Below are 20,336 nucleotides of genomic sequence, written 5' to 3' on the forward strand. Positions count from 1 at the left end.
ATGCCCAGCTACACCTCCGTTCGCCTCGCCGCCGATATCGGCGGCACCTTCACCGACGTCGCCCTCGAAGCGCAGGACGCCGAGGGCGAGGCCACGCGCTGGACCGCCAAGGTCCTGACCACGCCGCACGCGCCCGAACTCGGCGTGCTGGAGGGCGTGCGCGTGGCGCTGGCCCGCGCCTCCCTCACCCCCGCCGACGTCACGCTCGTGATCCATGGCACCACGCTGGCCACCAATGCGCTGATCGAGCGCAAGGGCGCCAAGACGGCGCTGATCACGACCGAGGGCTTCCGCGACGTGCTGGCCCTCGGCAATGAGAGCCGCTACGACCAGTATGACCTGAACATCGAGCTGCCGCAGCCGCTGGTGCCGCGCCGCTGGCGCCTGCCGGTGGTGGAACGCCTCGACAACACCGGGAAGGTGCTGCGCCCGCTGGATGAAGCCAGCCTGCGCGCGCACATCCCCTTCCTGAAATCCGAAGGCATCGAGGCCATCGCGGTCGGCTTCCTGCACGGCTTCGTGAACCCCGCGCATGAGCAGCGCGCCGCCGAAATCCTGCGCGCGGAACTGCCCGGCGTGCCCGTCTCGCTGGCCAGCGAAGTCAGCCCCGAGATGCGCGAGTGGGAGCGCTTCAGCACCACCGTCGCCAACGCCTATGTGCAGCCCCTGATGGCCAGCTATCTCGGCCGGCTGGAGGCGGGGCTGCGCGAGATGGGTGTCGCCGCGCCGCTCTTCCTGATGCTCTCGGGCGGCGGCCTCACCACGGTCGAGACGGCCGCGCGCTTCCCCATTCGCCTGGTGGAGAGCGGGCCCGCGGGCGGCGCCATCTTCTCGGCCTTCGTGGCACGGCAGCGCGGCTGGAAGCAGGTGCTCAGCTTCGACATGGGCGGCACCACCGCCAAGGTCTGCCTCATTGACGACTACGCGCCGCAAGCGAGCCGCACCTTCGAGGTGGCGCGTGTGGGCCGCTTCAAGCGCGGCTCCGGCCTGCCGCTGCGCATCCCCGTGATCGAGATGGTGGAGATCGGCGCGGGCGGCGGTTCGCTGGCCAGCCTCGACGCCATGGGCCGCATCCAGGTGGGGCCCGAAAGCGCCGGCGCCATGCCCGGCCCCGCCTGCTATGGCCGCGGCGGCACGAAGCCCGCGGTGACGGACGCGAACCTCACCCTCGGCCGCTATGACGCGGCGAGTTTCGCGGGCGGTTCGCTGGCACTCGATGAAGCCGCGGCGGCCACCGCGCTGGAGACGCATGTGGGCGGCAAGCTCGGCCTCGATGCCGGCATGGCCGCGCTGGGCGTGGTCGAGATGGTGGACGAGAACATGGCCAACGCCGCCCGCGTCCATGCCATCGAGAGCGCGAAGTCCTATGAGGGCCGCGCCATCATCGCTTTCGGCGGCGGCGGGCCCGTGCATGGGTATCGCGTGGCGGAGAAGATCGGCGTGAACCGGCTGCTGGTGCCCTCGGGCGCCGGCGTGGGCTCCGCCATCGGCTTCCTGCGTGCGCCCGTGGCCTATGAGGTGGTCAAAAGCCTCTACACCCGCTTCGCCCGCTTCGACCTCGACGGCGTGAACGCGCTGCTGGCGGCGATGAGCGCGGAGGCGTCGCAGGTTGTCGCCGAGGGCAGCTTCGGCGCGCCCACGACCGAAACGCGCATCGCCTATATGCGCTATGTGGGGCAGGGGCATGAGATCGCGGTGCCCATGCCCGTGCGGCCGCTGGTGCCCGCCGACATCGCCGACATCCGCGCGGCCTATGATGCCGAGTATACCCGCTTCTACGACCGCCCCGTGCCGGGTTCGGATGTGGAGGTGCTGAGCTTCGCCGTCACCGTCGCCACCGTGGTGGACCACGCCGACCCGGTGGCCGAGGTGATGGACGCGCCCGCGCCCGCGCCCATCCGCACCCAGCAGGTGCGCGACACCGCGACGGGCCAGGTGGCCGAGTGGGCCGTCTATGCCCGCGACGACATGGCACCTGGGGCGACCGTGCCCGGGCCCTGCATCGTGGTGGAGGATGAGACCTCCACGCTGGTGGGGCCGGGGTGGTCGTGCCGGATGGATGGGCTGGGATACCTGGAGCTGACCAAGGGAGACGCGGCATGAACGCCCTCGAAAAAATCCAGCGCCAGATCCAGTGGAACCGCCTCATCGCGGTGGTCGAGGAACAGGCGCAGACCATGATCCGCACCGCCTTCAGCACCACGGTGCGCGAGGCGGGTGATCTCTCGGCCGGCATCTTCGACCTGGAAGGGCGCATGCTGGCCCAGGCCGTGACCGGCACGCCGGGCCATGTGAATTCCATGATGGAATCCGTGGGGCATTTCCTCGCGAAATTCCCCCCCGCCGGCATGAAGCCGGGGGATCACTACATCACCAACGACCCCTGGCTCGGCACCGGGCATTTGCATGACCTGACGGTGGTCACACCCGCCTTCCGCAACGGCGCCATCGTGGGCCTCTTCGCCAACACGGCGCACATCATCGACATCGGCGGCCTCGGCATGGGGCCCGAGGGGCGGTCGGTCTTCGAGGAAGGCCTCTACATCCCCATCGTGAAGTGCTTCGACCAGGGCACGCCCAACGAGACCTTCTTCGACTTCATCCGCGTCGGCTCGCGCACGCCGGTGGAGCTGGAGGGCGACATCTACTCCCTCTGCGCCTGCAATGACGCGGGGGCGAAGCGCCTCGTCGAGATGATGGACGAGTACAAGATGGACAGCCTGGACGGGCTCGCCACCTTCATCTTCGACAGCAGCCTGGCCGCGACGCAGGAAGCGATCGCCGCCCTGCCGCGCGGCACCTTCCACGCCGAAATCCGCAGCGATGGCTATGAGGCGCCCGTCACGCTGAAGGCCGCCATGACGCTGCATGCGGACCGCATCGTGGTGGATTATGCGGGCACCTCGGGCCTGTCCACGCGCGGCATCAACGTGCCGCCCTCCTATTGCCGCGCCTATTCCTGCTTCGGGATCAAGTGCGTGGTGGCGCCCGAAATCCCCAACAACTGGGCCAGCCTCAAGCCCTTCGAGATGGTGATCCCGGAGGGCTGCATCCTCAACGCGCCGCGGCCCTATCCGGTCAGCGTGCGGCACGTCATCGGCCAGCTGATCCCGGACCTGATGATGGGCTGCCTCAGCCATGCGGTGCCGGACCGCGTGAACGCGGAAGGCTCCTCGGCGCTGTGGAACCCGCCCTTGCGCGGCGGCAGCCAGGTCAGCGGCCAGGCGGCCGAGACCGAGGATTTCGAGATCATCACCTTCAACTCCGGCGGCACCGGCGCGCGGCCCATGAAGGATGGTCTGGACGGCATCGCCTTCCCCTCCGGTGTGCGGACCATGCCGGTGGAGGCCACGGAGAACGTGGCGCCCGTGATCTTCTGGCGGAAGGAGCTGCGCCCCGACAGCGCGGGCGCGGGCAAGACGCGCGGCGGCTTCGGGCAGATCATGGAGATCGGCGCCAAGGGCGATGCCGAATTCGCCGTGAATGCCATCTTCGACCGCGTGGCGAACGCCCCCAAGGGGCGTCTCGGCGGCGGGGAAGGGGCCAATGGCTGGGTCGGCCTCGATGACGCCAACGGCACCGTGCTCCGCACCAAGGGCTTCCAGGTGGTGCCCAAGGGCCGGCATCTGCTGCTGAAGCTGCCCGGCGGCGGCGGCATGGGCGATCCGCGCCAGCGCGACCCCGAACTGGTCGCGCGCGACGTGGCCGATGGGCTGGTCAGCCCGGCGGAGGCGAAGCGGCTCTACGGGTGGGGGGCTGAGCCCCCCGCTCACCCCTTCGTCGGCCGGCGATAGGTGTTCCGCACCGTCTGCAGCAGCGCGTTGTTGTCCTCGCGGCTCACCACATAGATGAAGATGACCGCGAGCCGCCGGTCGCCGATGCAGCGGATGGCGATGCTGTCATCGCCGCGCCAGCCGAACACCGTCTGCCGGTCGTTCGAGATGCTGCCACGGAAGCCCGCCTGGCGCGTGGCCTCCACGCCGGTGCTGAGGCAGGCATCCTGCCCGTCGCTGATGGCTTCCCAGGCGGTGGTCACGGTCGCGGCCTGGGCCGTGCCGATGCCGGCGGCGAGCGCGAGGCCCAGCATCCAGTTGCGAGGCGTCATCATGGCTTCTCCCTCGGTGTCTCGGGGCGAAGGGTGCCGCCCCCGGCCGGCAGTATGGCAGAAGGGGACGCGGTGGGAACGCTTGAGCCGGGAATTTTCCGACTAATGGATTTCCGGCTCCTCGGCCGGAACCGCGCCGCGCTCCAGGAAATCCATGTCGCAGCCCCTGTCCGCCTGGCGCACATGCGCCTGGTAGAGCCCCGTCCAGCCGCGCGCCTGCACGGGCTTGCGCGGCGTGAAGCCGGCGCGGCGGGCTTCCAACTCGGCCGCATCCACCAGCAGGTCCAGCTTGCGCGCCTCCACATCCAGCCGGATCATGTCGCCATCGCGCACCAGCGCGAGCGGCCCGCCCAGCGCCGCCTCGGGCGCCACATGCAGCACGCAGGTGCCATAGCTGGTGCCCGACATGCGCGCATCCGAGACGCGCACCATGTCCCGCACGCCCTGCGCCAGCAGCTTCTTCGGGATGGGCAGCATGCCCCATTCGGGGAAGCCCGGCCCGCCCACGGGGCCCGCATTCTTCAGAACCAGCACGCTGTCCGGCGTCACCTCCAGCGCGGGGTCATCCAGCCGCGCGTCGAGGTCGTTGTAGTCCTCGAAGACCACGGCCGGCCCGGTGTGGGAGAGCTTCTCGGGGCTGGCCGCGCTCTGCTTGATCACCGCGCCATCGGGCGCCAGCGTGCCCCGGAGCACCACCACGCCGCCATTGGGGTGCAGCGGGTTGTCGAGCGCGCGGATCACGTCGCGGTCAAACACCTCGGCACCTTCCAGCTGCGCGCCCAGCGTGCCGTTCACGGTCGTGGCATCCAGCGCCAGATGCGGCGCCAGGGTCGCGAGGAACCCCCGGCTGCCGCCGGCGTAGAAGAAATCCTCCATCAGGTAGCGGTCGCCATTGGGGCGCAAATTCGCGATCAGCGGCACGCGCGCGCTGATGGCATCAAACCGCTCCAGATCCATCGCGATGCCCGCCCGCCGCGCGATGGCGATCAGGTGCGGAATGGCGTTGGTGGAGCCGCCGAAGGCCATGGTCGCCGCCACCGCATTGTCGAGGCTGCGCTGGTCCAGCAGGCGCGTGATGGTCAAATCCTCCCACACCATCTCCAAGATGCGGCTGCCCGCCGCCGCCGCCATGCGCGGATGGGCGCTGTCCACGGCGGGGATGCTGGCCGCCCCGGGCAGGGTCAGGCCGAGGGCTTCCGCCGCCAGCGCCATGGTGCTGGCCGTGCCCGCCGTCATGCAGGTGCCGGCGGAGCGCGACAGCCCCGCCTCCATCTCGTTCCAGTCGGATTGCGCGATCGTGCCCGCGCGCAGTTCCGAATAATACTTCCACACATCGCTGCCCGAACCGAGCTTCCGCCCGCGCCAGTTGCCGCTCAGCATCGGCCCGGCCGGCACATAGATGGCCGGCAGCCCCATGGAGATGGCGCCCATGATCAGCGCGGGGCCGGTCTTGTCGCAGCCGCCCATCAGCACGAGGCCATCCAGCGGCAGGGACCGCGCGATCTCCTCCGTCTCCATCGCCAGGAAATTGCGGTAGAGCATGGTGGAGGGCTTCTGGAACACCTCCGGCAGCGCCATGGCCGGGATTTCCACGGGGAAACCCCCCGCCGCCCAGACGCCGCGCTTCACATCCTGCGCGCGCTCGCGGAAATGGCCGTGGCAATGCATCAGGTCGGACCAGGTGTTGATCACCCCGATCACCGGCCTTCCGCGGAATTCCTGCGGCCCGAAGCCCAGTTGCAGAAGCCGCGAACGGTGGTTGGCCGAGCGCATGGTCTCGACGCCGAACCAGCGATGGCTGCGAAGGTCCTCGGGCCGCTTGCGCATCAGCGGGGCGCCATGCGGATGGCGCCGTCGAGGCGGATGGTCTCGCCGTTCAGGTAGCCATTCTCCACGATCTGCATGGCGAGCTTGCCATACTCATCCGGGTTGCCGAGCCGGTGCGGGTTCGGCACCGTCTGCGCCAGCGACTGCTTGATGGGGTCCGCCAGCCTTTGCAGCATGGGCGTGTCGAAGATGCCCGGCGCGATGGTGCAGACGCGGATGGACTTGCTGGCGAGGTCGCGCGCCGCGCAGATAGTGAAGCCGATGACGCCCGCCTTGGAGGAGGCATAGGGGATCTGCCCGATCTGCCCCTCATAGCCGGCGACGGAGGCGGTCAGGATGCACACCCCGCGCTCCCCATCGGCCATCGCCTCGGTCTTGGCCATGGCGGCCGCCGCGAGGCGCACCGCGTTGAAGGTGCCCGTCAGGTTCACGCGGATGATGTTCTCGAAATGCGCGAGGCTCCCCGGCGTGCCATCGCGCTCCAGGATGCGCAGCGCGCCGCCGCGGCCCGCGCAATGCACCAGAACGCGCACCGGGCCCATTGTCTCGGCCTGCGCCACGGCGGCCTGCATGGTCGCCTCATCGGTCACGTCGGCGGCGGCGAACTGGCCGCCCAGCTCCTGCGCGACCGCCGCGCCATTGCTGGTCTCGAGGTCCACGATCATCACCTTGGCGCCCTTGGCCGCCAGCCGCTTCGCGCTGGCCAGCCCGAGCCCGGAGGCGCCCCCCGTCACGATCGCGACGGTACCCTGAACATCCATGCGTCTTCTCCCTGACTTGCGGGCGCAGCGCACCACTTCCCCTTGCTTGACGCAAGCCGCCACCCTCACGACCATGCCGGGAAACATGATGAGGAACGCCCATGCCGCTGCTCGCCGAACGCGCCGCGCGCACGCCGGACAAGCTGGCCGCCATCTTTCCGGATTCGGGCGAGGGGCTGACCTTTCGCGAGCTCGACGCACGCGCGAACCAGGCGGCGCATGGCTTCATCGCGCTGGACCTGGAGCCCGGCCAGGGAATCGCGCTGCTGCTGGAGAACGGGCCGGATTTCCTCATCCTGACCTATGGCGCCAAGCGCGCGGGGCTGATGGTCACACCCCTCTCCATCCATCTCCGCCCCAATGAGGTCGCGCATGTGCTGCGCGATTCGGGCGCGGCGCTGCTGGTGGCCAGCGCCTCCCTGGCCTCGCTCGCGGGCGCGCTGGACCTCCGTTCCATCCCGCACCGCTTCGTCTCGGGCGGGGCGCTGCCCGGCTACGCGCCGCTGGACGAGCTGATCGAGGACAACCCGACCACCTGGCCGGGGGCGCGGCCCATCGGCCGGGAATTCCTCTATTCCTCGGGCACCACGGGCCTGCCCAAGGGCATCCGCCGCCCCCTCATTCCCTATGAGGACCGGCACAAGCCCGAATTCGACATGAGCTGGAAGGGCTTCTACGGCTTCGACGAGAACACGGTCTATCTCTCGCCCGCGCCGCTCTACCACGCCGCGCCCAACCGCTACGTCCAGCGCGCGATGGACCATGGCGGCACCGCCGTCATCCTGAAGAAGTTCGACGCCGAGCGCTGCCTGGCCATGATCGCCCGGCACCGCGTCACCCACAGCCAATGGGTGCCCACCATGTTCGTGCGGCTGCTGGCCCTGCCGGAGGCCGTCCGCGCCGACCATGACCTCTCCAGCCACCGCTGCGCCATCCACGCCGCCGCGCCATGCCCCGTGCCGGTGAAGCGCGCCATGATCGAGTGGTGGGGCCCCATCATCCGCGAATACTACGCGGGCAGCGAGGGCATCGGCACCTGCTTCATCGACAGCGAGACCTGGCTGAACAAGCCCGGCTCCGTCGGCCGCCCCGCCTATGGCAAGGTCCACATCCTGGACGATGAGGGCCGCGAACTCCCGCCCGGCGAGACGGGCCGCATCTGGTTCGAGGGCGGCGCCCGCTTCGCCTACCACAATGACGCCGAGAAGACCGCCCAGGCCTATAATGACCGCGGCTGGGCCAGCCTGCATGACCTCGGCTGGCTGGACGAGGATGGCTTCCTCTTCCTCTCCGACCGCCGCGCGGACCTGATCCTGTCCGGCGGCGTCAACGTCTATCCGGCCGAGATCGAGGCTGTCCTCCTCACCCACCCCGAGGTCAGCGAGGCCGCCGTCATCGGCGTCAAGGACGAGGAGTTCGGTGAACGCCCCCGCGCCCTGATCGTGCCGCGTCACCCGCCGGGCAATGACGCCCTGGCGCAGGAACTGCTGGCCCTGTGCAGGCAGAACCTCGCCGGCCCCAAGCAGCCGCGCGCGGTGGAGTTCCTGGACGAACTCCCCCGCAGCGAGGCGGGCAAGCTGCTCCGCCGCGTGCTGAAGGAACGCTACCTCTAGCGTGGCGGCAGGGGGGCGGCATTCCACCCCCTCGCATGTGGCGGTGCAACCAGCCCGTTCCGTGGGCGTTTGATGTGAGGCGGGTCCCCCCTTCCGGCCCGCGACATCAAACCCCCGATCGCTGGAAACCCCCATGCCTCACGGAACCACGCCTGTCCCCGTGCGAAGACGCACGCCCGCCGCGGTTCCCCTGATCTGCTTCTCGCATCTTCGCTGGCACTCGGTGTTCCAGCGCCCGCAGCAGCTCATGTCGCGCTTCGCCGCGGAACGCCCCGTCCATTTCTTCGAGGAGCCGGTGTTCCACGCCACCGCCGGGCTGCGCGTCGCGCCATGCCCGCGCACGGGCGTGAATGTCGTCACCCCGCTTCTGCCCAACCCGTCGGACCGCGCGGCGCTGCGCGCATTGCTGAACGCCTTCATGGCCGAGATCGGCCCCGCCGCCGCCTGGTACTACACCCCCATGGCCTTCGCCTTCTCCGCGCACCTGCCCTGGCAGGCCATCGCCTTCGACGTGATGGATGAGCTGTCGGCCTTCCGCCACGCCCCCGCCGACATCAAGGATTGGGAAGACGCGCTGATGCGCCGGGCCGATGTGGTGTTCACCGGCGGCGCCAGCCTCTATGCGGCGCGCCGCGGCCGCCACCGCAACCTGCATTGCTTCCCCTCCGGCGTGGACCTGGCCCATTTCATGTCCGCCCGCGCGCCGCTGGACGAGCCCGCGGACCAGGCGCATCTGCCGCGCCCGCTGCTCGGCTATTTCGGCGTGGTGGACGAACGCCTCGACATGGGCCTGCTGGCCGGCATGGCCGCGCGCCGGCCGGACTGGCATTTCGCCATGGTCGGCCCCGTCGCGAAGCTCCGCCCGGAGGAACTGCCCCAGGCGCCCAACCTCCATTGGCTCGGGCCCAAGAACTATGAGGAGCTGCCCCGCTACCTCGCCCATTGGGATGTGGCGCTGATGCCCTTCGCCATGAACGAGGCCACGCGCTTCATCAGCCCGACCAAGGCGCCCGAATATCTCGCCGGCGGCAAGCGCGTCCTGTCCACGCCCGTGGCCGATGTGGTGCGCCGCTATGCCGGCATCCGCGCCGTCACGATCGCGGAGGGCGTCGAGGGCTTCCTCGCCGCCGCCGAGGCCGCCATGGCGGAAACCGGCGCCGACGACTTCGTGGCGGTGGACGACATGCTGGCCGAGATGTCCTGGGACATGATCCATGACCGCATGTCGGCGCTGCTCGCCGCCTGCGGTACTGGGCCGACCCTGGCCGCGCCCGCTTCCTGCCCGCGCCCCGCGCCCATCGCCGACCACCTGGTGGTGGGCGCGGGCTTCGCGGGTTCCGTGATGGCGGAGCGGCTGGCGCGCTCCGGCGCGCGGGTGCTGGTGGTGGACCGGCGGCCCCATGTCGCGGGCAACGCCTTCGACGAGCATGACGCGGCGGGCCTGCTGGTGCACCGCTACGGCCCGCACATCTTCCACACCAACAGCGACGAGGTGCTGCGCTACCTCTCCGCCTTCACGGCGTGGCGGCCCTATGAGCACCGCGTGCTGGCCGAGGTGGAGGCCGGGTTGGTGCCCATGCCCATCAACCGCACCACCCTCTCGCGGGTGTTCAACCGCGAGCTGCCGGACGAGGCGGCGGCGGAAGCCTTCCTCGCCACGCTGGCCGAGCCCATGGCGCATATCGCCAACGCGCGGGACTTCGTCGTCTCCTCCGTGGGGCGGAAGCTCTACGAGATGTTCTTCCGCGGCTACACGCTGAAGCAATGGGGCCTCGACCCGAGCGAGTTGGACCGCAGCGTCACCGCGCGCGTGCCGACGCGCCTCTCCGAGGATGACCGCTACTTCCAGGACCGGCACCAGTGCATGCCGCTGCACGGCTACACCCGCATGTTCGAGAACATGCTGGACCACCCGAACATCACGGTGATGACCGGCACGGACTTCGCCACGGTCCCGCGCGCGCGCTTCCGCCACACCGTCTTCACCGGCCCGGTGGACGCCTATTTCGGGCACCGCTTCGGCCCGCTGCCCTATCGCTCCCTCGTCTTCGAGCATGAGACGCGGGCGGTCGAGTTCGCCCAGCCCGTCGCCACCATCAACCATCCGGGGCTGGACACGCCCTACACCCGCACGACCGAGTTCAAGCACATGACGGGCCAGGCCCATCGCCAGACCAGCCTGTGCCGCGAACGCTCCTCGGCCGAGGGCGAGCCCTACTACCCGGTGCCCAACCCCGCCAACCAGGCGCTGTTCAAGCGCTATGAGGCGCTGGCCGATGCGGAGCCGGGGGTCACCTTCCTCGGCCGGCTCGGCACCTATCGCTACATGAACATGGACCAGGTGGTGGGCCAGGCCCTGGCCGCGGCGCGGCGCCTGGTGGCGGGGCAGGGGGCTGCGCTGGCCGCGGAGTAGCGGCGTGGCGTTCCGCAGCTTCGTCTGGGGCGGCTTCGAGGGCGCGACCCAGCTCTACCCCGACGGCCGGCGCGTGGATTCCATCGCCGGCAGCGGCCATGACCGCCACGCCGCGCTGGACCATGCGCTGCTGCGCTCGCTCGGCATCCGCACCGCGCGGGAATCCCTGCGCTGGCACCTCATCGAGCGGCAGGAGGGCCGGTTCGACTGGACCTCCGCCCGCGCGCAGATCGAGGGCGCGCGCGCGGCGGGCGTGGAGGTCATCTGGGACCTCTGCCATTGGGGCGTGCCGGAGGGGCTCGACATCATGGGCCCGGCCTTCCCCGGCCGCCTGGCGCGCTTCGCCGCCGCCGCCGCGCGAATGCTGCAGGCCGAGGGCGTGGCCACGGCGGGCTGGGTGCCGGTCAACGAGATCGGCTTCTGGGCCTGGGCCGGCGGCACGACGGGCGGCTTCGCGCCCTTCCTCACGGGCGAGGGCGGGGCGCTGAAGGCGCAGCTTCTCCATGCGCATCTCGCGGTGGTGGGGGCGCTTCGCGCCGCGGGCGCGCACCAGCCCGTGATCTTGTGCGAGCCGCTGATCCATGTGGTGCCCCGCCTGGGCGAGGACGGGAGCGAGGCGGCGGCGCGGGCGCAGATGGAAGGCGCCTTCGAGGCGGTGGAATGGCTGCTCGCCCGCGATGGGCAAGCCTTCGACGTGCTGGGCCTGAACCACTACCCCCACAACCAGTGGGACACGCAGGGCGAACGGCTTCACCCCGGCGACCCCGGCCACCGCCCCCTGCGCGACCTGCTGGCGGCGGTGGCGGCGCGCTTTCCCGTCCGGCTGGCGCTGTCCGAGACCGGCGCGGAGGAGCCGGAGGGCGATTCCTGGCTCGGCTATGTCGCGGCGGAATGCGCGGCGGCCCTGGCGGCGGGCGTGCCGCTGGAGGGGGTCTGCGTCTATCCCGTCATGGACTATCCAGGCTGGGAGAATGACCGGCATTGCCCCTGCGGGCCGATCGGCCAGCGCGAAAGGCAACGCTTCGTCCGGCCGGGCCAGGCCGCGGCCCTGGCCGGGCTGCGGCCGCCGGCGCGGTGAATCAGCTGCCGCGCTGCGCCTTGTCCGCCGCGTTGCGGGCCTTGATGCGCTCACGCGCCTCGGCCCATTCGGCATCGCCCCAGGCGAGATACTCCGTGTAGGACCCCGCGCCATTGGCGAGCCACTGCCCGCCATCGAGTGCCACGGTCTGGCCCGTGATCCAGCCCGCCCCGTCGCTCAGTAGGAAGGCGGCGAGGCGGCCGATATCCTCGGGCGTGCCGGTGCGGCCCAAGGGGTTGCGCGCGTTCCACTTGGCGGCCGGGTCGTTCTCGCCGGGGCGGATGCGGGCGAGCATGCCCTCGGTCGGGATGAGGCCGGGCGCGATGCCGTTCAACCGGATGCCATGCCGCCCCCATTCGATGGCGAGCGACTTGGTCATGGCATCCAGCCCCGCCTTGGACATGGCCGACGGCACCACGAAGGGCGAGCCCGTCCAGATCCAGGTGACGAGGATGGTGACGATGGCACCCCCCGTCCCCTCGCTGATCCAGCGCTTGCCCAGCGCATGGGTCACATGGAAGGTCCCGTTGAAGACGATGTCCGAGACGGCGCGGAAGCCGCGATGCGACAGATCCTCCGTGCGGGAAATGAAGTTGCCCGCCGCGTTGTTGATCAGCCGCGTGGGCCCGTGCCCGGTCGCGAAGCTGGCCGCGATGGCGGCCTCGACGGCGTCGGCGTCCTTGATGTCCACCGCCTGGAAGCGCGCGCGGCCCGGGTGGGCGGCGTTGAGCTGGCCGCAGGCCTCCTCCAGGACCGGCGCGCGCCGTCCCCAGATTTCCACCTCGGCGCCATGGGCCAGCAGGAACTCGGCCATCATCCGGCCGAGCCCCGACCCGCCCCCGGTGACGAGGACGCGCTGCCCCGCCATGAAATCGGGCGCGAACATCACATGCGCAGCCCCAGGCGGTTCACGCGCGCCTCTTCCTCATCGGTCGTGCGCGCCATGAAGGCCGCGTAGTCGGCCGTGTTGAGGTATTCGAGGGGCATGTCGATCCGCTCCAGCGTGGCCAGGTGCGCGGGGTCGTGCAGGGCGGCGCGGAAGCCCTCATGCAGGCGATGGACGATCTCGGGGTTCATGCCGCGCGGCCCGACCAGCCCATAGGGCGAGGTGACGACCATGTTCTCGTAGCCGAGTTCGGTCAGCGTCGGCACCTCGGGGATCTTGGCCGAGCGTTCGCGCGACCAGACGTTCAAGGCCCGCATCCGCCCCTGCGCGATCAGCGTCAGCGGCCCCGAACCCGTCGCCGCCGCCTCGATATGCCCGCCCAGGATATTGGGCGTGCTGTCGGCCTCGCCACGGAAGGGGACGTGGATGACGTCCAGATTCTCGCGCTGCGCGATGTCCACCAGCGTCAGGTGCGGCGTGCCATTGGCGCCGGTATTGCCCCAGCGCACCTCGCCCGGGCGGCGGCGGCAATCGGCCACCAGATCCGCCCAGCTCTGATAGGGGCTGTCCTGGCGCACGCACATCATGAACAGGTAGCCCGTCAGGTGGATGATGGGCGTGAAGTCCGTGCGCGGGTTGAAGGCCATGCGCTGCATGAAGGGCAGGCGCAGCGCGGGCAGGGGAAGCTGCGCGATGGTGTAGCCATCGGGCTGGGTCCGCAGCATGGCGGCGGCCGACAGCGTGGCCCCCGCGCCCGGCCGGTTTTCCGTGATGACGTTCACGCCGAAGGCGCGCGTCGCGGCCTCGGCGAAGGCGCGCATCTGGATGTCGGTCGAGCCACCCGGCGGGAAGGGCACCAGCAGCGTGATGGGCCGGCTGGGGAAGCTCTGCGCGGCGGCGAGGCCGGGCGCGATGGCCGGCGCGGCAAGCCCGGCCAGCAGCAGGGTGCGACGGTTCATGTCCATCCCCTCAGCCCCGCAGGCCGAGACGGTCCACCCGCGCCTCTTCCTCCTGGATGGTGCGCGCGATGAAGGCCGCGTAGTCGGCGGGGTTCAGGTATTCCACCGGCATGTCCAGCCGCTCCAGCGTGGCGAGATGCGCGGGGTCGTTCAGCGCGGTGCGGAAGCCCTGGTGCAGCCGGGCCACGATCTCGGGGTCCATGCCGGCCGGGCCCACCAGCCCATAGGGCGAGGTGACGACCATGTCCTGGAAGCCCAGTTCGATCAGCGTCGGCACATCCGGCAGGCGGCGCGAGCGTTCGCGCGTCCAGACGTTCAGCGCCCGCAGCCGCCCCTCGGTGATGAGCTGGATGGGCCCCGAGCCGCTGGCCGTCGCCTCGATATGCCCGCCCAGCAGGGCCGGGATGGCATCGCCCTCGCCGCGGAAGGGGACGTGCGTGACCTCGATGTTCGACCGCGTGGCGAGGTCGATGTTCGCCAGATGCGGCGTGCCATTGGCGCCGGTGTTGCCGATGCGGACCTCGCCCGGGCGGCGCCGCGCATCGGCCACGAGGTCGGCCCATGTGCGATAGGGGCTGTCGCCGCGCACGCACATGATGAAGAGATAGCCCGTCAGGTGCATGATGGGCGTGAAGTCGGTGCGCGGGTTGAAGGGCATGCGCTGCATGAAGGGCAGGCGCATGGCCGGCAGCGGGAATTGCGCGATGGTGTAGCCATCGGGCCGCGCGCGCGCGACCGTCGAGGCCGAGAGCGTCGCCCCCGCGCCCGGCCGGTTCTCGGTCAGCACGTTCACGCCGAAGGCGCGCGTGGCGGCCTCGGCGAAGCTGCGCATCTGGATGTCGGTGGCCCCGCCCGGCGGGAAGGGCACCAGCAGCGTGATGGGGCGGTTCGGAAAGGATTGCGCGGCGGCGAGGTTGGGCGCGATGGCCGGCGCGGCCAGCGACGCCAGCAGCAGCTTGCGACGGTTCATGTGATGTTCTCCCTGTAGGTTTTTTTCGTTCTTACAGCGTGCGCGCGATGATCTCGCGCATGACCTCGGAGGAGCCGCCATAGATCCGGCCCACCCGCGCATCGGCCCAGGCGCGGCCGATCTCATATTCGGCCATGTAGCCATAGCCGCCATGCATCTGCAGGAAATCATCGAGCAGCCGGTTCTGCATCTCGGTGCCGAGCAGCTTCACCGCCGCCGCCTCCTCGGCCGAAAGCTCGCCGCGCATGTGGCGGGCGATGCAGTCGTCCAGATAGACGCGGAACATGCCGATCTCGGCCTTGGCCTGGGCCAGCTTGAAGCGGTGCACCTGGAAGTCGAACACCGTCTGGCCGAAGATCTGCCGCTGCTTGGTGTATTCGATGGTCTTCTCCAGCATGGTCTCCATGCTGATGCCGCAGCGCACGGCGATGATGAGGCGCTCCTGCGGCAGCTGGTGCATCAGCTGGCGGAAGCCCATGTTCAGCTCGCCCAGCAGATTGGCGGCGGGCACGCGCACATCCTCGAAGAACAGCTCGCTCGTGTCCTGGGCGTGCATGCCGATCTTTTCGAGGTTGCGGCCGCGGGTGAAACCCTTCGTGCCCTCCTCCACGCAGATCAGCGACATGCCGCGTCGCCCCGCCTCCGGGTCCGTGCGGCAGACCACGATGACGAGGCCCGCATTCTGCCCGTTGGAGATGAAGGTCTTGGACCCGTTGATGACCCACTCATCGCCATCACGCACGGCGGAGGTGCGCACCGCCTTGAGGTCGCTGCCCATGCCGGGTTCGGTCATGGCGATGGCGCCGATCATCTCGCCCGAGACCATCTTCGGCAGCCATTCCGCGCGCTTCTCCGGCGTGGCGTAGTGCTGGATGTAGGGCACCACGATGTCCGAATGGAGCTGGAAGGCGACGCCGCTCGCGTTCACGCGCGCCAGTTCCTCCAGCACGATGCAGGCATGGCCGAAATCCCCGCCCGCGCCGCCCAGCTCCTCCGGCAGCATGGTGCAGAGCAGACCCTGCTCGCCGGCCTTCCGCCACAGCTCGCGCGGCACCACGCCCGCATGTTCCCAGTCGCGGTGGTGCGGGGCGACCTCGCGCTCCACGAAGCGGCGCACCTGGTCGCGGAACATCTCGTGCTCGGTCGAGAAGATGTCGCGGGCCCGGAAGGGGCGCGCGGCGGCGGCATTGGTGTCCATCGAAGTTCCTCCGGTTCTTGGGCGCGAGGCTAGCGCGGGCTTGCGGCGGGCGCGAGGGCTTCGATTTCCTCCGGGGCGAAACCGAATTCCGCCAGCACCTCCCGGCTGTGCTCGCCCTTCAGCGCCGGCGGGGCGCCGATTTCGCCCGGCGTGCGCGAGAAGCGCGGCGCGGGGGCGGGCTGCACCGCGCCATCCCGTTCCACGAAGGTGCCGCGGGCGGCGTTGTGCGGGTGGGAGGGCGCTTCCTCCATGGAGAGGATGGGCGCCACGCAGCCATCGCTGTCCGCGAAGATGGCGGCCCATTCGTCGCGGGTGCGGGCGCGGAAGGCCTCGGCCAGGAGGGCCTTGTGGGCGGGCCATTGGGCGGGGTTCATCCGGTCCTCGAAACGGGCGGGGTCGAGGCCCATGCGCGCCAGCATCTCCGCGAAGAATTGCGGCTCGATGGGGCCGACGGCCACGAAGCCGCCGCAGGCGCAGGCGTAGCTGTCATAGAAGCTGGCCGCGCCATCGAGGAAATTGGCGCCGCGCTTTGCCCCCCAACGTCCGCGCGCCTTCATGCCGAAGATGGGCGCCATCAGCAGGGCCGCGCCATCCACCATGGCGGCGTCCACCACCTGGCCCTCGCCGCTGGTGGCGCGTTCCACCAAGGCGGCCATGATGCCCATGGCGAGCAGCATGCCGCCGCCGCCGTAATCGCCCACCAGGTTGAGCGGCGGGGCAGGGGGCTCGCCCGCCCGGCCCATCGCGTGCAGCGCGCCCGTCAGCGCGATGTAGTTGATGTCATGGCCCGCCAGCTTCGCCATGGGGCCGTCCTGCCCCCATCCCGTCATGCGCCCATAGACCAGGCGCGGATTGCGGCCGCGCACCGCCTCGGGGCCGAGGCCCAGGCGCTCCATCACCCCCGGCCGGAAGCCCTCGATCAGCACGTCGGATTGTTCCGCGAGGCGCAGCACCGCCTCCACCGCCTTGGGGTTCTTCAGGTCCAGCGCGAGGGACCGGCGGCCGCGCATCACGACATCGCGCCGGTCGCCGGGCGGGCCGTCGGGGCGCTCGATGCGGATCACCGTGGCGCCCAGGTCGGCCAGCAGCATGGCGCAGAAGGGGCCGGGGCCGATGCCCGCCATCTCCAGCACCTTCACGCCGCGCAATGGACCCATGTCGTCTCTCTCCTATTGTGCCGCGCCCAGGGCGCGGGGATTGGTGATGGCGCAGCGCAGGTGGGTGAGGCGGCGCAGCAGGGCGCGCACCTCCTCCCGCCGCGCGGTGCCGTTGCGGATTTCGGCGGCCAGCGCCGCGAGGTCCGGCGCGAAGCCCGGCGCCACGCCGATGGCGCGGGAGGCGATGGCGATGGCATTGGCCGCCATCCGCGCCTCGTAGTGCAGCGCGGGCGGCAAGGCGGGCAGCAGCTTGCCCAGCAGCGCCTCGCGCGCGGTGGCGAGAAGGTCGGCCGCGTCGGGTGCTTCCAGCAGGGGCGAGGGCGGGTTGCGCGGCACCGCTTCCGGTGCAGTCGGCTGCACCGCGACGCCCTCCAGCCCGTCCACCTGCGCCAGGATGTCCAGCTCCAGCTCGGGCACGATCTGCGCCGTCAGGGCCAGCTCCAGCCCGCGCTCGCGGCCCGAGAGGTGCCGCGCCCCCTGGTCGGCCGCGATCACGGCCCAGCGGATGGTGGCCGCCAGCTCCCAGAAGGGCAGGCGGGCGGGGTCGGGGGCGGCGCCAGCCTCGGCATAGCCCGCCAGGAAGGCGGCGCGGGAACCGAGGCCGCCGGCCTCCAGCGCGCGGTTGCCGAAGCGCCAGCAGGGCGCGCAGAACCAGCCGAGATCCGCATGCGGGTCGCCCCAGGCGGCGAATTCCCAGTCCAGCACCGCCGTCAGCCGCCCGCCCTCGACCATGACATTGCCGGTGCGGAAGTCATTGTGGTTCAGCACGGGCGGAAGCGGCGGGGGCGCGTGGCGGGACAGCGCCTCCAGCCCCCATTCCAGCACCGGGCGCGGCGTGCCGGCGGCGTCCAGCCGCGCGCGCATGGCGGCCACGAAGGCCAGCGCCGGGTCGGCGGGCGGCGCGCCGAGGAAGGCCAGGTCGTCGCGCGGCGGCGTGATGCGATGGATGCGCGCCAACTCGCGCCCGAGTGCCGCCACCAGCGCGTCATCCCCGCCTTGCGCGGCGGCGGCCTTGGCCAGCTTGTGCGCCGTCGCACTCCCCGCCACGCGGCGCATCACGAAGAAGGGGGCACCCAGCACCGAGGTATCGGCGCAGGCGAAGAGGGGTTCGGGCACCGTCACACCCGCCGCATGCGCCGCCTGGAACAGCGCGAATTCCTCCAGCCGCGGCAGCGAGACGGCGAGTGTCGCGGCATTGTCCGTCCGCAGCACCCACTCTTCCTGCGCGCCGCCGCGCGTGACCGACAGCGCCCAGTTCTGCTGGATCGCGCCCCCCGTCAGCAGCGACGCCGCGCGGATGGCAACAGGCGCGCCCGCCTCCGCGCTCAGCCAGGCGGCGAGCCGCGCCTCATCCATGGGTGCGCCAGCCGAAATAGTCACCGCCCTCGCGGCGCAGGAAGTTGGCGATCACCATGCGGTGTACCTCGGACGCGCCATCCACCAGCCGCGCCTGGCGCGCATAGCGGTAGATCCACTCCACGATCGTGTCCTTGGAATAGCCGCGCGCGCCCAGCAATTGCAGCGCCGTGTCGGCGGCGCGGTGCAGCGCGTCGGCGGCCTGGATCTTGGCGGTGCTGATCTCCTTCCGCGCGAAATCGCCCTGGTCGAGCTTCCAGGCCGCGCGCATCGTCAGCAGCCGCGAGATGTCGAGCTGCATCGCCGCCTCGCCCACCATCATCTGGATGCTCTCCTTGTCGGCGAGCTTCTGGCCGAAGGCGTGGCGCTGCTCGATGCGCGCCATCGCGATTTCCAGCGCACGGCGGCCGAGGCCCGTCCAGCGCATGCAATGCGTCAGCCGCGCGGGACCGAGGCGGATCTGCGTCAGCTTCAGGCCATCGCCCACGCCCATGACCACATTCTCGTCCGGGATTTCGAGCCCGTCGAAGGTGATCTCGCAATGCCCGCCATGTTCCTCCGGGCCCATGATCGGGATGCGTCGCTCGATCTTCCAGCCGGGCTGGTCGGCGTGAAAGAGGAAGGCGGTGAGGCCCTTGCGCGCATCCTCGCTGGTGCGCGCCATCACGATGAAATGCTTGCTCTCGCCCGCACCCGTGATGAACCACTTGCGGCCGTAAATGCGCCAGCGGTCATTGCCCACGCGCTCGGCCCGCGTCAGCGTCATCCCCGGGTCGCTGCCCGCGCCCTCGGGCTCGGTCATGGCGAAGCTGGACTGCACCTCGCCCCGCACCACCGGCATCATCCACCATTCCTTCTGGGCGGGCGTGCCCACCTTGTTCATCACCATCATGTTGCCGTCATCGGGCGCGGCGGAGTTGAAGCAGACGGGGCCGAAGATGGAGCGGTTCATCTCCTCATAGCAGGCGGCCATGCCGGTGAAGGGCAGGCCCTGGCCGCCGATCTCCTCGGGCAGTTGCAGGCACCAGAGGCCGGCCGCCTTCACCTCCGCGCGCAGCGTCTTCAGCAGGGCGGGCGCGATGTTCTCATGCTCGTCGTAGTTCGCGCGGTCGGCTTCCAGCGGAATCAGCCGGTCCTGCACGAATTCGCGCACGGCCTGGCGCTTGGCTTCGCTGCGGGGGTCGAGGGTGAAGTCCATCTGGAACGTCCTATGTCTTGCGGGCAGCTTCACGCGCCGGGCCGCCATCGGCCCGGCGCGATCTGCCCTAAAGGGGGTTCACGGAATGCCCGCCATCCACCGTGACCACGCTGCCCGTCATGTGGCGGCCGGCGTCGGAGGCGAGCAGCAGCAGCGGGCCGCTGAGATCATCAGGGTTGCCCAGGCGCCGCTGCGGGATGCGCTTGACCATGGCCTGCCCGGCCTCGGTCGCGAAGAATTCGGCATTGATGTCGGAGGCGATGTAGCCGGGTGCGATGGCGTTCACGCGGATGTTGTGCCGCGCGAGCTCCACCGCCATCTGGCGCGTCATGTGGATCAGCCCCGCCTTGGCGGCCGTATAGCCCGCCACACCGGGAATGATCCGCGCGCCCAGCACGGACGCGATGTTGATGATGGACCCACCCGTCTTGGCGGCGGCCATGCGCCGCGCCGCCTCCTGCCCCACCAGGAAGGCGCCGCGGAGGTTCACCTCCAGCACGCGGTCGAAATCCTCCAGGGAATGCTCCAGGAAGCCGCGCGTGGCGGCGATGCCGGCATTGTTCACCAATATGTCCACGCGGCCCGCGGCGTCGAAGGCGGGTGCCACGCTGTCGGTCGCCTGCACGTCCAGCGCCACCACGGTGGCGCCCAGTTCAGCGGCGAGTGCCGCGCAGGCCTCGGGGCGGCGCGCGGCCAGCACCACCTCCGCCCCCGCGCCGCGCAGCACGCGGCCGAAATGCGCGCCCAGCAGGCCGCTCGCCCCCGTCACCAGCGCGCGCTTGCCGTCCAATGCGAACATGGCCGCCCCTCCCCAT

At 70.6% G+C, this 20,336-nt stretch carries 16 protein-coding genes; 5 read left to right on the plus strand and 11 right to left on the minus strand.

All coding sequences use genetic code 11. From position 1 onward, the window contains the following. Together ICW72_RS01765 and ICW72_RS01770 are read left to right on the plus strand one after the other, a co-directional pair. Positions 1 to 2,103 (plus strand): hydantoinase/oxoprolinase family protein, encoded by a 2,103-nt coding sequence (locus tag ICW72_RS01765; RefSeq protein WP_191084664.1) that lies wholly within the window; start codon positions 1 to 3, stop codon positions 2,101 to 2,103. Further along, positions 2,100 to 3,794: a hydantoinase B/oxoprolinase family protein gene (locus tag ICW72_RS01770; RefSeq protein WP_191084665.1), complete on the plus strand. Its 1,695-nt coding sequence runs from the start codon at positions 2,100 to 2,102 to the stop codon at positions 3,792 to 3,794. Before ICW72_RS01765 ends, ICW72_RS01770 begins: the two co-directional genes overlap by 4 nt. On the opposite strand, the gene ICW72_RS01775 is transcribed toward ICW72_RS01770, so the two are convergent. From ICW72_RS01775 to ICW72_RS01785, 3 genes are all read right to left on the minus strand, one after another. Continuing rightward, positions 3,770 to 4,108 carry a hypothetical protein gene (locus ICW72_RS01775; RefSeq protein WP_191084666.1) on the minus strand — a complete coding sequence of 113 codons (339 nt, stop codon included), beginning with the start codon at positions 4,106 to 4,108 and terminating at the stop codon, positions 3,770 to 3,772. The two genes, ICW72_RS01770 and ICW72_RS01775, sit on opposite strands and share 25 nt — an antisense overlap. Before the next feature lie 99 nt (positions 4,109 to 4,207). Further along, the gene (gene araD / locus ICW72_RS01780) at positions 4,208 to 5,932 is read right to left on the minus strand and encodes an L-arabinonate dehydratase (protein WP_191084667.1); all 1,725 of its coding nucleotides are present in this window, start codon (positions 5,930 to 5,932) and stop codon (positions 4,208 to 4,210) included. Continuing rightward, complete coding sequence (locus ICW72_RS01785; RefSeq protein WP_191084668.1) at positions 5,932 to 6,693, minus strand: SDR family NAD(P)-dependent oxidoreductase; 762 nt, start codon at positions 6,691 to 6,693, stop codon at positions 5,932 to 5,934. Before ICW72_RS01785 ends, araD begins: the two co-directional genes overlap by 1 nt. A 101-nt stretch (positions 6,694 to 6,794) precedes the next feature. Between ICW72_RS01785 and ICW72_RS01790 the strand changes: the two genes are divergently transcribed. From ICW72_RS01790 to ICW72_RS01800, 3 genes are all read left to right on the plus strand, one after another. Further along, positions 6,795 to 8,306, plus strand: a complete 1,512-nt coding sequence (locus tag ICW72_RS01790; RefSeq protein WP_191084669.1) for an AMP-binding protein — start codon at positions 6,795 to 6,797, stop codon at positions 8,304 to 8,306. A gap of 160 nt (positions 8,307 to 8,466) precedes the next feature. Further along, positions 8,467 to 10,719 (plus strand): UDP-galactopyranose mutase, encoded by a 2,253-nt coding sequence (gene glf, locus ICW72_RS01795; RefSeq protein WP_223880745.1) that lies wholly within the window; start codon positions 8,467 to 8,469, stop codon positions 10,717 to 10,719. 4 nt (positions 10,720 to 10,723) lie between these two features. After that, positions 10,724 to 11,797 (plus strand): glycoside hydrolase family 1 protein, encoded by a 1,074-nt coding sequence (locus ICW72_RS01800; protein WP_191084670.1) that lies wholly within the window; start codon positions 10,724 to 10,726, stop codon positions 11,795 to 11,797. A 1-nt stretch (position 11,798) separates the two neighbouring features. Here ICW72_RS01800 and ICW72_RS01805 read toward each other — a convergent pair whose 3' ends face one another. The 8 genes from ICW72_RS01805 to ICW72_RS01840 all read right to left on the minus strand — a co-directional run bounded on the left by ICW72_RS01805 (position 11,799) and on the right by ICW72_RS01840 (position 20,320). Further along, positions 11,799 to 12,683 (minus strand): SDR family oxidoreductase, encoded by an 885-nt coding sequence (locus tag ICW72_RS01805; protein ID WP_191084671.1) that lies wholly within the window; start codon positions 12,681 to 12,683, stop codon positions 11,799 to 11,801. Then, positions 12,683 to 13,642, minus strand: coding sequence for a tripartite tricarboxylate transporter substrate binding protein (locus tag ICW72_RS01810; RefSeq protein ID WP_191084672.1), 960 nt, complete (start codon positions 13,640 to 13,642; stop codon positions 12,683 to 12,685). The genes ICW72_RS01805 and ICW72_RS01810 overlap by 1 nt, the downstream gene beginning before the upstream one ends. A gap of 10 nt (positions 13,643 to 13,652) precedes the next feature. Next, on the minus strand, positions 13,653 to 14,612 hold the full coding sequence (locus ICW72_RS01815; protein WP_191084673.1) for a tripartite tricarboxylate transporter substrate binding protein: 960 nt from the start codon (positions 14,610 to 14,612) through the stop codon (positions 13,653 to 13,655). Positions 14,613 to 14,643: 31 nt separating this feature from the next. Continuing rightward, on the minus strand, positions 14,644 to 15,810 hold the full coding sequence (locus ICW72_RS01820; protein WP_191084674.1) for an acyl-CoA dehydrogenase family protein: 1,167 nt from the start codon (positions 15,808 to 15,810) through the stop codon (positions 14,644 to 14,646). 29 nt (positions 15,811 to 15,839) lie between these two features. Continuing rightward, the gene (locus tag ICW72_RS01825; RefSeq protein WP_191084675.1) at positions 15,840 to 16,967 is read right to left on the minus strand and encodes a CaiB/BaiF CoA transferase family protein; all 1,128 of its coding nucleotides are present in this window, start codon (positions 16,965 to 16,967) and stop codon (positions 15,840 to 15,842) included. A 12-nt stretch (positions 16,968 to 16,979) separates the two neighbouring features. Beyond that, positions 16,980 to 18,323, minus strand: coding sequence for a phosphotransferase (locus tag ICW72_RS01830; protein ID WP_191084676.1), 1,344 nt, complete (start codon positions 18,321 to 18,323; stop codon positions 16,980 to 16,982). Next, complete coding sequence (locus ICW72_RS01835; RefSeq protein ID WP_191084677.1) at positions 18,316 to 19,521, minus strand: acyl-CoA dehydrogenase family protein; 1,206 nt, start codon at positions 19,519 to 19,521, stop codon at positions 18,316 to 18,318. Before ICW72_RS01835 ends, ICW72_RS01830 begins: the two co-directional genes overlap by 8 nt. A 67-nt stretch (positions 19,522 to 19,588) precedes the next feature. Continuing rightward, positions 19,589 to 20,320 carry an SDR family NAD(P)-dependent oxidoreductase gene (locus ICW72_RS01840; protein ID WP_191084678.1) on the minus strand — a complete coding sequence of 244 codons (732 nt, stop codon included), beginning with the start codon at positions 20,318 to 20,320 and terminating at the stop codon, positions 19,589 to 19,591. Positions 20,321 to 20,336: the final 16 nt, after the last annotated feature.

Origin of the sequence: Roseococcus microcysteis (genome assembly GCF_014764365.1) — a bacterium.
GTDB classification, from domain to species: domain Bacteria; phylum Pseudomonadota; class Alphaproteobacteria; order Acetobacterales; family Acetobacteraceae; genus Roseococcus; species Roseococcus microcysteis.

Bases quoted from the DNA above. Each gene is read 5' to 3' on its own strand.
- ICW72_RS01765 (WP_191084664.1), top strand. From the start codon at position 1: ATGCCCAGCTACACCTCCGTTCGCCTCGCCGCCGATATCGGCGGCACC.
- ICW72_RS01770 (WP_191084665.1), top strand. From the start codon at position 2,100: ATGAACGCCCTCGAAAAAATCCAGCGCCAGATCCAGTGGAACCGCCTC.
- ICW72_RS01775 (WP_191084666.1), bottom strand. From the start codon at position 4,108: ATGATGACGCCTCGCAACTGGATGCTGGGCCTCGCGCTCGCCGCCGGC.
- araD (WP_191084667.1), bottom strand. From the start codon at position 5,932: ATGCGCAAGCGGCCCGAGGACCTTCGCAGCCATCGCTGGTTCGGCGTC.
- ICW72_RS01785 (WP_191084668.1), bottom strand. From the start codon at position 6,693: ATGGATGTTCAGGGTACCGTCGCGATCGTGACGGGGGGCGCCTCCGGG.
- ICW72_RS01790 (WP_191084669.1), top strand. From the start codon at position 6,795: ATGCCGCTGCTCGCCGAACGCGCCGCGCGCACGCCGGACAAGCTGGCC.
- ICW72_RS01805 (WP_191084671.1), bottom strand. From the start codon at position 12,683: ATGTTCGCGCCCGATTTCATGGCGGGGCAGCGCGTCCTCGTCACCGGG.
- ICW72_RS01810 (WP_191084672.1), bottom strand. From the start codon at position 13,642: ATGAACCGTCGCACCCTGCTGCTGGCCGGGCTTGCCGCGCCGGCCATC.
- ICW72_RS01815 (WP_191084673.1), bottom strand. From the start codon at position 14,612: ATGAACCGTCGCAAGCTGCTGCTGGCGTCGCTGGCCGCGCCGGCCATC.
- ICW72_RS01820 (WP_191084674.1), bottom strand. From the start codon at position 15,810: ATGGACACCAATGCCGCCGCCGCGCGCCCCTTCCGGGCCCGCGACATC.
- ICW72_RS01825 (WP_191084675.1), bottom strand. From the start codon at position 16,967: ATGGGTCCATTGCGCGGCGTGAAGGTGCTGGAGATGGCGGGCATCGGC.
- ICW72_RS01830 (WP_191084676.1), bottom strand. From the start codon at position 18,323: ATGGATGAGGCGCGGCTCGCCGCCTGGCTGAGCGCGGAGGCGGGCGCG.
- ICW72_RS01835 (WP_191084677.1), bottom strand. From the start codon at position 19,521: ATGGACTTCACCCTCGACCCCCGCAGCGAAGCCAAGCGCCAGGCCGTG.
- ICW72_RS01840 (WP_191084678.1), bottom strand. From the start codon at position 20,320: ATGTTCGCATTGGACGGCAAGCGCGCGCTGGTGACGGGGGCGAGCGGC.